The organism is Streptomyces sp. NPDC006510 (genome assembly GCF_040611955.1).
In the GTDB taxonomy this organism is placed as follows: domain Bacteria; phylum Actinomycetota; class Actinomycetes; order Streptomycetales; family Streptomycetaceae; genus Streptomyces.
On sequence record NZ_JBEXPH010000206.1, the window covers coordinates 1 to 13,715 of the forward strand.

Genomic DNA, 13,715 nt, shown 5'->3' on the forward strand with positions numbered 1-13,715 from the left:
CCGGCGTCCGCTCCGAGCGCACCAGATGCGTCGGATGCGACGGGTGTGCGCGCGAGCGGGTGCCCGTGCCGCCCGCGGCCGCCGCGACGACCGGCTCCAGCGCCGGGGCGTCGTCGCCGTCCGGCTGCGGCAGCAGTACGGTCCTGGGCCCTCCGGCCGCGACGGGCACCGAGGGAACGGGGCGGCCGATTCCCCGCAGGATGTCGCGCTGGGCGAAGGTCCAGGCCTCGGCCCGGGTGATCAGCGGCTCGACCCATGGCAGGCCCAGCAGGATCAGCAGCCCCGCGGCCCAGCCCAGCAGGACATCGCTGAGCCAGTGCGTACCGAGATAGACGGTGGTGAGGCCGACGCCCAGCGAGACGATCGCCGACATGGCCGACAGATAGCGCCGGGCTCGTGGCGTGGTGGCCAGATAGGCGAGGATTCCCCAGGTCACGACCGCGTTGGCGGTGTGGCCCGAGGGAAATATATCGCCGCCGGCGAAGAGCTCGGCCGAGCCGATCTGGGTCGCGTAGTGCGGGCCGAGGCGGCCCAGGCCGATCTTGACCGCGCCCACCGTCACATTGAGCAGCAGCAGCGCCGCGGCCAGCGTCAGCAGGGGGCGCAGCGTGTGCTGCCGCCAGGAGCGCCAGCCGAGCCAGCAGGCGACCATGGTGGCGGTGGGTCCGCGCTGGCCGAGCACGATGTAGTAGTCGAGGAAGGCATGGATTTCCGGCCACTGCTGATACGGCCGGAAGAGCATGACCTTCCAGTCCAGGGTCACCAGCCAGGACGAGACCAGCACGGCAATGACGATGGCGAGATAGAACGCCAACGTCCCGCCGAAGAGCGCGATGCGGTGACGGCTCATCCGCGGTGGCTCTATCTTCGGCGGCTCCGGCTCCCGGTCCAGCCGGGCAAAGATGTCGGTACGCACCCAATCGACGTTACAGCGAGTTAGTGCGGGACCAGGTCGATCCGGTCTCTTTGTGATGACGATGTGATGTGGACTATGTCTCAACAGGGTCATGAATTCTGACTCGCGTAAGCATCTCGGCGGGCCTTCGCGCTATTGATTTCGCACGCATTTCGGAAGGGTGTTTGGGCGCGGACAGAAAAGCGCAGGAGGTGCCGGTATGAATTTATTCGGGCCGAGAAGGGGGGAACGGACGGTGCCGGTCCGGTCACCGGCCGCTCTCGGCGCGGGCCCGGCGGGTGCTCCGCGTGGGCGGCCGAGTACCGTCCTGTGCCGGGAGCGGAGGGTGTCCTCGCAGGTCCGGACGGCGGGTCGGGGTGGCGTACGCCACACCCCATGGCGTAACCGGGTATGAGGTGGACCACGTGTGAGGGCCCCGAACTCGCGTACGCTGACGGACCACTCGCCCGTCGATGCCGGGCCATGAGGAGCGGCGAACCGCCGCATCCACGGTTGGCCCGCCGAGTGCGAGGGACCTTTTGGGAGGTACATGCATGTCCGGGACGACCACAGCCCGAATCCGGCTGCGCCCAGCAGCCGACGGTGCCAACCGATGGGTCGTCCTCGTCGTCCTCTGCCTCAGCCTCCTGCTCGTGGCACTCGATGCGACCGTGCTCCACGTCGCCGTACCCGCCCTCACCGAGGATCTGCGGCCCAGTGCGGTCGGTCTGCTCTGGATCGTCGACGCCTACCCGCTGGTCTGTGCCTCGCTGCTGATTCTCTTCGGCACCCTCGGGGACCGGGTCGGCCGCCGTCGCGTCCTGCTGCTCGGGTACGCCCTCTTCGGTGTCGCCTCCGCGATCGCGGCGATGGCCGACAGTCCCGCCGTACTCATCGCGGCGCGTGCCCTGCTCGGCGTCGGCGGCGCGATGATCATGCCGGCCACGCTGTCGATCCTCCGGCAGGTCTTTCCCGACCGGCGTGAACGGGCCGTGGCGATCGGCGTCTGGACCGCGGTCGCCGCCGTGGGCGCCGCCACCGGGCCGGTCATCGGCGGCTTCCTCGTCGAGCACTTCTGGTGGGGATCGGTCTTTCTGATCAACGTCCCGCTGATGGCGCTGGTCCTGCCGGTCGGACGGCTGCTGCTGCCCGAGTCGCGCGGCAGCCACGACGGCCCGTGGGACGTGCTGGGCGCGCTGATGGCCGCGGCCGGAGTGCTCGGGGTGGTCCTCGGGGTCAAGCGGGCGGGTACCGGTGAGGGCGTGCTGAGCCCGGCCACCCTCGCCCCGCTGCTGATCGGAGCGGTACTGCTCGTCGTGTTCGTACGCCGTCAGAAGCGGCGTACGCATCCGCTGATCGACATCGGGATGTTCGCCAGGCCCGCCTTCTCCACCGCGGTGGGCTGCATCGTCCTCGCCATGCTGGCCCTGGTCGGTCTTGAGCTCATAGCCGTGCAGTACCTCCAGCTCGTCCTCGGCCTGAGCCCGCTGCAGACCGGTCTGCGACTGCTTCCGCTCACCTTCGCGGCCATGGCCGCGGGCGCCACCGGCTCGTACACCCTGCGCCGGGTCGGACCGCGCCGGATGGTCGGCTGGGGCTTCGTGCTCACGGCCGTCTCGGTGCTGATCCTGACCGCGATGGGGCAGCACGACCGGCCCGTGCTGCTGACGGCGGCCTTCGTCGCCCTCGGCTTCGGGCTCCAGACCACGCTCTTCGGGGCGTACGAATCCATGCTCAGCGAGGCCCCCGCCGACCGCGCGGGCGGGGCGGCGGCCATCGGTGAGACCTCGTACCAGCTGGGCGCGGGCATGGGGATAGCCCTGCTCGGCAGTGTCATGAACGCCGCCTACGCCCCCGGACTCGCGAAGCTTCCCGAAGTGGGTGTCCCGGCCGGGGCCCGCGCGGCCGCCGCTCACTCGCTGGGCGAGGCGTACCAGGTGGCGGACAGGCTGGGCGGTCCGCTGGGCGCGGTGCTGCGTTCCACGGCGCGCCATTCCTTCATCACGGGGCTGCATGTCACGCTGCTGGTCAGCGCCGCTCTGCTGCTGTTCGGGGCACTGGCCGCGCTGCGGCTGCCGCGGGTGATGGAGTGTCCGGCGCCCGACGAAGCGGAGCGGACCGGCGCGAGCGAGGCGCGGGAACACCGCACACCGCACGAGGCGTCCGTTCCGGGCCGCGCGCAGCGGCCCCTGCCGCGGCCCGCCCGGCGCCGACCCGCCGAGGCGACCGGCTCTGGACGGGCGGCACACTGAGCCGTAACGTCGATGCGACGCCATAACTAACACTGCTAGTTTTAGCATCGCGCGAGCCGCCGGAGGCATCTTCATGTCCACCACCGAGTCCTCGAAGCTCCCACCCTTCGACCCCGCCGACCCGCTCGGCATCGACGATCTGCTCGGTGCCGAGGACCTCGCGATCCGCGAGACCGTCCGCGACTGGGCCGCCGACCGGGTCCTCCCGCACATCGCCGAGTGGTACGAGAACGGCGAACTGCCCGGCATCCGCGAGCTGGCCCGCGAGCTCGGTTCGCTCGGCGCGCTCGGCATGTCCCTCCAGGGCTACGGCTGCGCGGGCGCCACCGCCGTCCAGTACGGTCTGGCCTGCCTGGAGCTCGAAGCGGCGGACTCGGGTATCCGCTCCCTGGTCTCCGTGCAGGGATCGCTCGCCATGTACGCCATCCACCGCTTCGGCTCCGAGGAGCAGCGGCAGCGGTGGCTGCCGGGCATGGCGGCCGGCGAGATCATCGGCTGCTTCGGCCTCACCGAACCGGATCACGGCTCCGACCCGGCCGGGATGCGTACCCATGCCAAGCGTGACGGCGGGGACTGGGTGCTCACCGGCCGCAAGATGTGGATCACCAACGGCTCGGTCGCCGGGGTGGCCGTCGTCTGGGCGCAGACCGACGACGGAATCCGCGGCTTCGTCGTGCCGACCGACACCCCGGGCTTCTCGGCGCCGGAGATCAAGCACAAGTGGTCGCTGCGCGCCTCGGTCACCAGCGAGCTGGTCCTCGACGAGGTGCGGCTGCCCGCCGATGCCGTGCTCCCGGGCGTCACCGGTCTGCGCGGCCCGCTCAGCTGCCTCAGCCATGCCCGCTACGGCATCGTCTGGGGAGCGATGGGTGCGGCCCGCGCCAGCTTCGAGGCGGCCGTGGACTACGCGAGGACGAGGGAGCAGTTCGACCGGCCGATCGGCGGCTTCCAGCTCACCCAGGCCAAGCTCGCGGACATGGCCGTGGAGCTGCACAAGGGAATCCTGCTCGCCCACCATCTGGGCCGGCGGATGGACGCGGGCAGGCTCCGCCCGGAGCAGGTCAGTTTCGGAAAGCTCAACAATGTGCGGGAGGCGATCGACATCTGCCGTACCTCGCGCACGATCCTCGGCGCCAACGGGATCTCGCTGGAGTACCCGGTGATGCGTCATGCGACGAATCTGGAGTCGGTGCTCACCTACGAAGGAACCGTGGAGATGCACCAGCTGGTGCTGGGCAAGGCGCTCACCGGACTCGACGCGTTCCGCTAGCGGGACCGGCGGAGCGTGCCGGGAGAGGCGTGGAACTGCCTGGCGAGCGCCCTGCTCAGCTCTGGTTGAAGAAGCCGTCGGTCGGCCGGCCGGCGGCTTCGGTGACCACCTGGGTGTCGGCCGGGGTCAGCAGGAAGACCCGGGTGGCCACGCGTTCGATCGAGCCGCGCAGTCCGAAGATCAGTCCGGCGGCGAAGTCCACGACGCGCTTCGCGTCGGTGGGATCCATGGCCGTGAGGTTGACGATGACCGGGACGCCGTCCCGGAAGAGCTCTCCGATGGCCCGCGCATCCCGGAAGCTGTCCGGGGTGACGGTGGCGATCCGGCGGCCCGTCTCCTCGGCCGTCTCGGACGCGACCTGCACCCGGGGGTCGGTCACCCAGGCCTGGCCACCGGTCCCGGTCTGCGCGCCCTCGGCGTACTCGTCGTCGTAGTACCGCTCGTCGTTGTCCTCTACGAGGCCCAGCCAGGCACTCGCCTTGCGCACCGATCCCATGGACGCCTCCTCTCACCGCGGTTCCGTGGTGTTCCGCATCTCTTTCGTATCCCTATGGTCGTCCATGATGCGGATCGTGCGCCAAGTGGATAGTCGGCGCGCAGGGGATTCGTGACGGTACTGGCACAGAAGATGTGGCGATTCGTCAGGGTTCCTCCCGCATAAGGAGTCCGAAAGAAAGAAAATATGATGCCCCGGGCCGTACGGGTGACATGAGGGACGTACGGGTGAACGGACCGCTCGATACGATGCACGTCGCGCAGTCGCACGAGCGCGGCGCAAAAGGTGAACGACTCTCGGGGGATCGTCGTGTTCGGAATCGTCAGGCCCTGCACCCATCGCCTGTCCGAGGGGCTCAGGACCGAGTGGATGGCCCATCTCTGCGGGCTCTGCCTCGCACTTCGCTCCGATCACGGGCAATTCGCCAGGACCGTTACGAACTATGACGGTCTGATTGTTTCTGTCCTGACGGAGGCTCAGGCCGAGCGCACCACCGGATGGCGGCGCACGGCCGGGCCCTGCCCGCTGCGCGCCATGCGGACCGCCCCGGTCGCCCGCGGCGAGGGAGCCAGGCTGGCCGCCGCCGTCTCCCTGGTGCTGGCCTCGGCGAAGGTCCGGGACCACGTCGCGGACGGGGACGGCCTGTTGAAGCGCCGCCCGGTCGCCGCCGCCGCGCGCCGGGTCGCCGCGGGCTGGGACCGGGCCGGCGCGCGCACCGGCGCACAGCTCGGCTTCGACACGGCGCTGCTCGTGGACGCCGTCGACCGGCAGACCGGCATCGAGCTGATAGCCGGGCCCGGCACCCCGCTGCTCACGGTCACCGAGCCCACCGAGACCGCCACCGCGGCCGCCTTCGCGCACACCGCGGTGCTCGCGGGCAAGCCGCAGAACGCGGAACTGCTCGCCGAGGCCGGCCGCCTCTTCGGGCGGCTCGCACATCTGCTGGACGCCGTGGAGGACCAGGAAACTGACACCGCGTCGGGCGCCTGGAACCCGCTCACCGCGACCGGCACCTCGCGGGCGGAGGCCCGGCGGCTGTGCGACGACGCGCTGCACGGCGTACGGCTGGCGCTGCGCGACGTGGAATTCACCGACGACAAGCTGGCCCATGTGCTGCTGGTGCACGAACTGCGCCAGTCGGTCGACCGGGCCTTCGGCACCACGGAGTGCTCGCACCAGGCGGGCGGCGTGCTCCTGGACGGAGCCGGCGCCCCGTCGGGCATGCGTCGGACCGGGTCCTTCGGGCCGGCGCCGGGCAATCCGTACGCGCCGAGCCCCGGTGGCCCCGCCGGTCCGCCGCAGCCGCCGCCGGAGCCCCCGCGCGACCGGCGCGGCCTGATCGTGGGCTGCCTGGTGTGGGCGGGGCTGGCCTGCACCTGCCAGATGTGCTGCGGCACGTTCAACGACCCGTGGAGCCATCAGCGCCGCGACGGACTCTGCAGCCGGTGCGACTGCGGCGACGCCTGCGATGCGTGCGACTGCTGCAGCAACTGCGGGGACTGCTGCTCGTGCGACTGCTGCGACTGCGACTGCAGCTGCTGAGCAGGGCACCCGGCCCGCCCGCGAGCAGCTGGTCCGCCCGGTCCGGATCACTTGATCTCGGGCGGCGAGATCTGTGAGGTCCTGATCGCGGATGCGCCGATGCCCCACTTCTTCAGGATCCGGTCGTAGGTGCCGTCCGCCTTGAGGCTGTTCACCGCGGCCCGGAAGGCGGGCGCCAACGGGGTGCCCTTCTTGAAGGCGAAGCCGACGTCGAGGCGCTTGAACTCGTTGAGGAAGCGCACGCCCTCCTGCTGCCGCACCGCGTACCGCAGCCCGTTGATGGTGGACATCACCACATCGCTGCGGCCCTGCTGGAGCGAGGCCCAGGTTGCGCCCTGGTCGCTGTACGTCTTCACGTCGTACGGCTTGCGGCCCGCGTCGGTGCACAGGTGCCGGTTCTCCTCCAGGGTCACCTCGAAGGTGGTGCCCGCACCGGTGCCCACGGTCAGTCCGCAGAGCTGGGTGAGATCGGTGACGTTCTTCAGCTCGCTGTCGTCGCGGACCGCGAAGCCCTGGCCGTCATTGATGTACGTGACGAAGTCGATCGTTCTGCGGCGCTCCTCGGTCACCCCGAAGTTCCCGGTTCCCACGTCGTACTTCCCGCTGTCCAGCGCCGGCAGGATCGCCTCGAAGGAGGCAACTTCGCGGGTGAACCTCAGCCCGAGCTTCCTGGCCACCGCGTCCGCGAAGTCGATGTCCGTACCGGCCACCGTCCTCCCGTCCGCGAGGTAGGTGGCGCCCGGCGGGTTGCTGACGGCGGCGGCGATGGTCAGGGTCCCGGAAGCGCGGACCCCGGCGGGCAGCAGCTTCGCCGCGGCCTCGTCCTTGTGCACCGATGAGACGACAACGGTCGTCGGCACCTTCCCCTTGGCGGCCGCGTTCCCGGCGGCGCCGGCCGGTGCGGCCGCCGGATCGCCGGACCCGCACGCGGTGAGGGCGAGAGTGGCGACGGTGATCAGCGCGAAGGCAGCGGTGTGCCGGGTTCGGGGCATGAGGCGTGGTTCTCCAGAGTCGTCGGCCGTGAGCGGACGCGGCAGGGCAGCGCGCGGCGGCCCCACGGCCGGGGCGAGGAAGGACGGCGGAGCGAGGGGAGGGGAGAACGGTGTTGTGCATGTGAAGGCACGCAGGGAAAAGTGCTCAGGCGCCGCATACGGCGCCGGGCGAAGTCATGGAAGAACGCAGGGGGGTCGGCTCAACAGGAAGAGGACCACACGCGACCGAAGTCGATGTGGGAGCGCTTGACCAGCCACTGCTGCGAATGCATGGCCCCAGTGGAACAGGCATCCGGTGGTCCGTCAACCGAACCGAGACGCACGGCTCACAGTGTGGACGAGCTTGACAACGCGCGGTGAACAGCGCTTACCTCGGAAGCGGACCGGTGCTGAGGGGCCCGGTCCGCGTTGTGTTTTGGCTGAGGGCACGCCCCGTGTTCGATCTCTGCATCCACGGAGCCTTCGCATGTCCGCGCAGACAGATACCCTCCCTCCGCCGCACCCCGCCCCGCTCACCAAGAGCAACGGAACCGACCTGCCCCGGATCGTTCCGGTGCGCCGAACAGGCCAGTGGGCGGCGGCCGTTGCGGTCCTGGCGCTGCTCGCCCTGGCGCTGGACTCCGTCATCCGCAACGACGCCTTCCAGTGGGATGTCGTCGCCGACTACTTCACCACCACCGCGGTCCTGCGCGGCCTCGGTCTCACCCTCTGGCTCACGGCACTGGTCATGGTGCTCGGCTTCGCCCTCGGCACCCTGCTGGCCGTCCTCAGACTCTCCGCCAACCGCGTTCTGCAGGCGGTCGGTTGGGGATACATCTGGCTGTTCAGGTCCACCCCGATCCTGGTCCAGCTGCTGTTCTGGTTCAACATCGGCGCGCTCTACCCGGAGATCCTCGGCGTCCGTACGGTGAACCTCCTCGGCCCCGTCGCGGTCGCCGTCATCGGGCTCACCCTGCACGAGGCCGCGTACGCCGCCGAAGTCGTCCGCGGCGGCATCCTCTCCGTCGAAGGCGGACAGATCGAGGCCGCCCAGTCGCTGGGGCTCGGATTCTGGCGCCGGCTCCGCCGGATCGTCCTCCCGCAGGCGATGCGCTCCATCGTCCCGCCCGCCGGGAACATGCTGATCGGCACCCTCAAGGGCACCTCGATCGTCAGCATCATCGCCGTACAGGACCTGCTGTACTCCGTGCAGCTCGTCTACCACCGCACCTATCAGGTCATCCCGCTGCTGCTGGTCGCCACCATCTGGTACGCCGTGGTCACCTCCCTGCTCGGTGTCGGCCAGCACTACGTCGAGCGCCACTACGCGCGCGGCACGGCGGGTGCCCGATGAGCGGGACACCGGCGCTCGTGGTCATAGGCGCCGGACCGCGCGGCACCGGCCTGATCGAGCGCATCGCCGCCAACGCCCCCGTCCTGTACGGGGACCGCCCGCTGGCCATCCATCTCGTCGACCCGTACCCGCCCGGTGGCGGACGGATCTGGCGGCAGGACCAGTCCCCGCTGCTCTGGATGAACTCCATGGCCGAGGACGTCACGATGTTCACCGACGACACCGTCCAGCAGGAGGGGCCGGTCCGGCCGGGCCCCGCGCTGCACACCTGGGCGGCGGACATCCGGGACGGGCGCGCGACGCTCCCGGACGGGGCGGAAATCGATCCCGAACTCCTCGACGAAATAAAGGCGTTGGAGGGCCCCGACTTTCCGAGCAGACGACTGCAGAGCGTCTATCTGCGCTGGGTGTACGAGCAGGCCGTGGCCACCCTCCCGGAAGGCATCACCGTCCACTGGCACCGGGGCAGCGCCCTGCGGGTCACCGGGCCGCGCGAAGGCCGACAGCGCGTCTGGCTGGAAGGGCGCGACACCCCGCTGCTCGCCGATGCCGTCGCCGTCACCATCGGCCACCTGGAAGCCGAACCCGAGCCGGAACAGATCCGGTTGGCGGACTTCGCGGACCGGCACGGACTCGTCCATCTGCCGCCGGACTTCACCGCCGACACCGACCTCACCGAGGTGCCCGCGGGCGAGCCGGTCATCGTACGGGGCTTCGGGCTCGCCTTCGTCGACCTGATGGTGCTGCTCACCGAGGGCCGCGGCGGACGGTACGAGGACGGCGAGTACGTGCCGTCCGGCCGGGAGCCCGTGCTCCACATCGGATCGCGCCGCGGCGTCCCGTACCACTCCAAGATCGGCTACGCCTGGGAGGGCGAACGGCCGCCACTGCCGCGCTTCCTCGGCCCGGACCGGACCGAGGCGCTGCTGAAGGCGGACGGCCCGGTCGACTTCCGGCGCGATGTGTGGCCACATGTCGACAAAGAGCTCGGCTACGCCCACTACCACCGCCTCTTCACCGCCCACCCCGAGCGCACGCGGGGCGACTGGGCCGGCTTCGAGGCGAAGTACGCCGCCGCGGACCCGGCAGGACCCGAACTGGCCGCCCTCGTCGCCGCCGCCGTTCCCGACCCGGCGGACCGGCTCGACCTCGAAGCGCTCGACCACCCCCTGGACGGGGTGCGCTACCCCTCGTACGACGCACTCCAGGCGGGGCTGCGCGGCTACATCACCGCAGACCTGGAACGCCGCCACGACCCCGCCCACAGCCCGGACCTCGCCGTCTTCCTCGGACTGCTGTCCGCCTACGGGCAGTTGATCCGGCTCGGCGACATCGGCGGCTGGTGGCACGGCTTCTTCAGCTATCTCGCCTCCGGCCCGCCCGGACCCCGGCTGCACCAGCTCCTCGCGCTCTCCCGGGCCGGTGTCGTCCGCTTCCTCGGCGCCGGAATGACCGTCGAGGCAGATGAGCGGCGGGGCCTGTTCCTGGCCGGCAGCGCCACCGTGCCGGGGCAGCGGATAGCGGCCCGCGCCCTGGTCGAGGCCCGGCTGCCGGACCCCACGCTGGAACGCACCCGCAGCCGGCTGCTCCAGGAGCTGTACGAGGACGGGGCCGCCGCCACCGCCACCGGGCTGCTCCCGGTCGCCCCCGACAGCGGCCGGATCCTGGGCCGGGACGGCCGCCCGCACCCGCGCCGCTTCGCGCTCGGCCCGTTCACCACCGCCCGCGCCGGCGGAGCGTTCACCCGGCCGCGCACCGGCGGTCCGGCCTTCCGGCAGAACGACGCCACCGCCCGTACGGCGCTCGTGTTCCTCCGGGACCTCGCCTGTAGCGACGGCTGACCGCGACTCCGCGCCCGCCCCCCGCCCCACCCTCGTACACCGCAGCCCAAGGACCCCTCATGTCCCTCACCAGCGATCCACCCATCGACAAGGCGACCGGACCGCGCACCGCCGCCCCCGCGGCCACCGACCACGACACGCTCACCGTCGTCCCCGTGCGCCACCCCTGGCGCTGGGCCGCCGTCGCCGCCGCCGCCGTCGTACTCGCCCAGTTCCTGCACGGCCTGGTCACCAACCCCGGCTGGGAGTGGGACGTCTTCGTCCAGTTCTTCACCGCCGGGACCATCCTCAAGGCCGTCTGGGTCACCCTCCAACTGACCCTGTACGGCACGGTCCTCGGCTTCGCGCTGGGCATCGTGCTCGCCTTCATGCGGCTGTCGGACAGCCCGTTCCTCAGCGCGGTCGCCCACGCCTACATCTGGGCGTTCCGCTCGATCCCGCTCATCGTCCAGCTGCTCTTCTGGTTCAACCTCGCCTATCTCTACAAGGAGTTGCAGTTCGGCATCCCGTTCGGGCCCGGCTTCTTCTCCTTCGACACGATGAACCTGGTCGGCGCGATGAGCGCGGCCGTTCTCGGGCTGGCGCTGCACCAGGCCGCCTACGCGGCGGAGATCGTCCGCGGCGGCGTACTCGCCGTGGACGGCGGTCAGTCGGAGGCCGCCGCGGCGCTCGGCATCCCCCGGCACCGGCAGCTGCGCCGGATCGTGCTCCCGCAGGCGATGCGCTCCATCCTGCCGAACGCGGCCAACGAGATCATCTCGCTCTTCAAGGGCACCTCGATCGTCTCCGTGATGGCGATCGGCGAGCTCTTCTACCAGGTCCAGGTCGTCTACGGACGCAACGGCAGGGTCGTGCCCCTGCTGATGGTCGCGACGGTCTGGTACATCCTCCTGACCACCGTGCTCTCCGTCCTCCAGCACTACGTCGAACGTCACTACGCCAGGGGGGCCGCGCGATGAGCCGCACCACCACCGACACCACCCCGACCCCGGACGCCATGGTCGAGGTCCGCTCCGTCCACAAGAGCTTCGGCAGCCTCGAAGTGCTGCGTGGCATCGATCTGTCCGTGCGCACCGGAGAGGTCGCCGTGGTCCTCGGCCCGTCCGGCTCCGGCAAGTCCACCCTCCTGCGCACCATCAACCACCTGGAGAAGGTCGACAACGGCTGGATCAGCGTCGACGGCACCCTGGTCGGCTACCGCAGGGACGGCAACAAGCTGTACGAGCTCCGCGAGCGCGAGGTGCTGCGCCAGCGCACCCGGATCGGCTTCGTCTTCCAGAACTTCAATCTCTTCCCGCACCTGACCGTGCTGGAGAACATCGTCGAGGCCCCGGTCGCCGCCCTCGGCCGCCCGAAGAAGGAAGCCGTCGCCGCCGCGGAGAAGCTGCTCGCCCGGGTCGGGCTCGCCGACAGGGCGGCGGCCTACCCCAAGCAGCTCTCCGGAGGACAGCAGCAACGGGTCGCCATCGCCCGAGCGCTGGCCCTCGAACCGAAGCTGCTGCTCTTCGACGAGCCGACCTCGGCGCTCGACCCCGAGCTGGTCGGGGAAGTGCTCGACGTCATCAAGGATCTGGCACTCCAGGGCACCACCATGATCGTCGTCACGCACGAGATCGGCTTCGCCCGCGAGGTCGCCGACACCGTCGTCTTCATGGACGAGGGACGGATCGTCGAGCAGGGCGCCCCCGGCGACGTACTCGACCGTCCGCGGCACGAACGCACCCGCGCCTTTCTGTCCAAGGTCCTGTGATCCCGCCCATGTTCTCTCCGAGGAGTACCCCCGTGTCCGTCCGCCGCACCCTGTCCGCCGCGCTCGCCACCCTCACCGCCGCAGGACTGCTCACCGCCTGCGGTACCGGTGACGCCGCGACCGGCGAGGTGAAGCCGAAGGGGCAGCGGGGCGCCGGCATCAACATCGGCCCCGACCAGCACCGGATCAGGGGGAAGAAGGACGACGCCATCGCGGCGAAGGTGCCCGCGGCGATCCGTGAGCGGGGCACGCTGCGGCTGGGCGCCGGCGCCGACTCCTCGCCACCGCTCGGTTTCTACGCGACCGACGACAGGACCAGGATCGGCTCCGAGATCGACCTGGCGACCCTGATCGCCGACACGCTCGGTCTGAAGCCGCAGTTCGAGCAGGTCTCCTGGGAGAACCTCTTCGTCGGCCTGGACAGCTCCAAGTTCGACGGCGTGCTCTCCAACGTCACGGTCACCGAGGAGCGCAAGGAGAAGTACGACTTCGCGACCTACCGGCTCGACAACATCGCCTTCGAGGCCAGGAAGGGATCCGGCTGGAAGGTGAGGGAGCCGAAGGACGTGGCGGGGCGGACGATCGCCGTCTCGTCCGGGACCAACCAGGAGAAGATCCTCGTCGACTGGAGCGAGGAGAACGTCAGGGCCGGGCGCAAGCCGGTCGACATCAAGTACTTCCAGAAGGACACCGACTACTACCTGGCCCTCCAGTCCGGCCGGATCGACGCCTATCTCGGCCCCAGTCCGTCCGCCAACTACCACGTCGCGTCGGCCGGCCGGTCCGAGATCGTCGGCACGCTGTCCGGCGCGGGCGACGGGCTCCAGGGCAAGATCGCCGCCACCACGAAGAAGGGCAGCGGCCTGGTCGAGGCGTACGCGGCCGCCATCGACCACATCGTGCGGGACGGTTCGTACGCCAAGGTACTGAAGCGCTGGGGGCTCACCGACGAGGCCGTCACGAAGTCCGAGATCAACCCGCCCGGCCTGCCCGAGCCCGGGAACTGAGCGCGCGAGAGCCACGCGAAAGTCCTGAGAACCGCGAGAGCCCGAGAGAGTCCTGAGAACCGCGAGCCCGAGAGCTCCGAGAGCCCGAGAGAGCCCTGAGAGGTCCCACCCATGCCTGCCACCGCACCCCTCCACCTGGCCGCCGAGATCGGCGGTCCGCCCCGCTACGACCCCGGGCACTACACCGGCCTCGCCCGGCTCGCCGAGCGCGGCGCCCTCGACTTCGTCACGCTCGGCGACTCCTTCGCCAGACCCGGCCCCGACGCGCTCGCGGTGCTCTCCCGGGTCGCGCCCGCCACCGCCCGGATCGGTCTGGTGCCCACCGTCACCACCACCC

The 13,715-nt window shown here is 70.6% G+C and carries 12 protein-coding genes; 9 read left to right on the forward strand and 3 right to left on the reverse strand.

Annotation, left to right across the window (positions count from 1 at the left end):
* A partial coding sequence (locus ABZY11_RS37110) for a phosphatase PAP2 family protein (RefSeq protein WP_356483386.1) occupies nucleotides 1-916 on the reverse strand: 916 nt, incomplete at its 3' end.
* Nucleotides 917-1,449: 533 nt separating this feature from the next.
* Here ABZY11_RS37110 and ABZY11_RS37115 point away from each other — a divergent pair.
* Both ABZY11_RS37115 and ABZY11_RS37120 read left to right on the forward strand, forming a co-directional pair.
* Nucleotides 1,450-3,147 (forward strand): MFS transporter, encoded by a 1,698-nt coding sequence (locus tag ABZY11_RS37115; protein ID WP_356483387.1) that lies wholly within the window; start codon nucleotides 1,450-1,452, stop codon nucleotides 3,145-3,147.
* Nucleotides 3,148-3,220: 73 nt separating this feature from the next.
* Nucleotides 3,221-4,417, forward strand: coding sequence for an acyl-CoA dehydrogenase family protein (locus tag ABZY11_RS37120; protein ID WP_356483388.1), 1,197 nt, complete (start codon nucleotides 3,221-3,223; stop codon nucleotides 4,415-4,417).
* Nucleotides 4,418-4,472: 55 nt separating this feature from the next.
* Here ABZY11_RS37120 and sepF read toward each other — a convergent pair whose 3' ends face one another.
* Nucleotides 4,473-4,913, reverse strand: a complete 441-nt coding sequence (sepF, locus tag ABZY11_RS37125) for a cell division protein SepF (RefSeq protein WP_356483389.1) — start codon at nucleotides 4,911-4,913, stop codon at nucleotides 4,473-4,475.
* Nucleotides 4,914-5,222: 309 nt separating this feature from the next.
* On the opposite strand from sepF, the gene ABZY11_RS37130 reads away from it, so the two are divergent.
* The gene (locus tag ABZY11_RS37130) at nucleotides 5,223-6,455 is read left to right on the forward strand and encodes a DUF5685 family protein (RefSeq protein WP_356483396.1); all 1,233 of its coding nucleotides are present in this window, start codon (nucleotides 5,223-5,225) and stop codon (nucleotides 6,453-6,455) included.
* Between the two features lie 47 nt (nucleotides 6,456-6,502).
* Here ABZY11_RS37130 and ABZY11_RS37135 read toward each other — a convergent pair whose 3' ends face one another.
* Complete coding sequence (locus tag ABZY11_RS37135; protein WP_356483390.1) at nucleotides 6,503-7,447, reverse strand: ABC transporter substrate-binding protein; 945 nt, start codon at nucleotides 7,445-7,447, stop codon at nucleotides 6,503-6,505.
* Between the two features lie 466 nt (nucleotides 7,448-7,913).
* On the opposite strand from ABZY11_RS37135, the gene ABZY11_RS37140 reads away from it, so the two are divergent.
* The 6 genes from ABZY11_RS37140 to ABZY11_RS37165 form a co-directional block, all read left to right on the forward strand.
* Nucleotides 7,914-8,780, forward strand: a complete 867-nt coding sequence (locus ABZY11_RS37140; protein WP_356483391.1) for an amino acid ABC transporter permease — start codon at nucleotides 7,914-7,916, stop codon at nucleotides 8,778-8,780.
* Entirely contained in the window at nucleotides 8,777-10,621 is a 1,845-nt protein-coding gene (locus tag ABZY11_RS37145) for an FAD/NAD(P)-binding protein (protein WP_356483392.1), read from the forward strand. Before ABZY11_RS37140 ends, ABZY11_RS37145 begins: the two co-directional genes overlap by 4 nt.
* Before the next feature lie 59 nt (nucleotides 10,622-10,680).
* Nucleotides 10,681-11,580, forward strand: a complete 900-nt coding sequence (locus ABZY11_RS37150; protein ID WP_356483393.1) for an amino acid ABC transporter permease — start codon at nucleotides 10,681-10,683, stop codon at nucleotides 11,578-11,580.
* 38 nt (nucleotides 11,581-11,618) lie between these two features.
* Nucleotides 11,619-12,371, forward strand: a complete 753-nt coding sequence (locus ABZY11_RS37155) for an amino acid ABC transporter ATP-binding protein (protein ID WP_356483397.1) — start codon at nucleotides 11,619-11,621, stop codon at nucleotides 12,369-12,371.
* A 32-nt stretch (nucleotides 12,372-12,403) separates the two neighbouring features.
* The gene (locus ABZY11_RS37160) at nucleotides 12,404-13,378 is read left to right on the forward strand and encodes an ABC transporter substrate-binding protein (protein WP_356483394.1); all 975 of its coding nucleotides are present in this window, start codon (nucleotides 12,404-12,406) and stop codon (nucleotides 13,376-13,378) included.
* Nucleotides 13,379-13,489: 111 nt separating this feature from the next.
* Nucleotides 13,490-13,715, forward strand: a 226-nt coding sequence (locus ABZY11_RS37165; RefSeq protein WP_356483395.1) for an LLM class flavin-dependent oxidoreductase, incomplete at its 3' end; no start/stop codon positions are given.

Bases quoted from the DNA above. Each gene is read 5' to 3' on its own strand.
- ABZY11_RS37115 (WP_356483387.1), top strand. From the start codon at position 1,450: ATGTCCGGGACGACCACAGCCCGAATCCGGCTGCGCCCAGCAGCCGAC.
- ABZY11_RS37120 (WP_356483388.1), top strand. From the start codon at position 3,221: ATGTCCACCACCGAGTCCTCGAAGCTCCCACCCTTCGACCCCGCCGAC.
- sepF (WP_356483389.1), bottom strand. From the start codon at position 4,913: ATGGGATCGGTGCGCAAGGCGAGTGCCTGGCTGGGCCTCGTAGAGGAC.
- ABZY11_RS37135 (WP_356483390.1), bottom strand. From the start codon at position 7,447: ATGCCCCGAACCCGGCACACCGCTGCCTTCGCGCTGATCACCGTCGCC.
- ABZY11_RS37140 (WP_356483391.1), top strand. From the start codon at position 7,914: ATGTCCGCGCAGACAGATACCCTCCCTCCGCCGCACCCCGCCCCGCTC.
- ABZY11_RS37145 (WP_356483392.1), top strand. From the start codon at position 8,777: ATGAGCGGGACACCGGCGCTCGTGGTCATAGGCGCCGGACCGCGCGGC.
- ABZY11_RS37150 (WP_356483393.1), top strand. From the start codon at position 10,681: ATGTCCCTCACCAGCGATCCACCCATCGACAAGGCGACCGGACCGCGC.
- ABZY11_RS37155 (WP_356483397.1), top strand. From the start codon at position 11,619: ATGGTCGAGGTCCGCTCCGTCCACAAGAGCTTCGGCAGCCTCGAAGTG.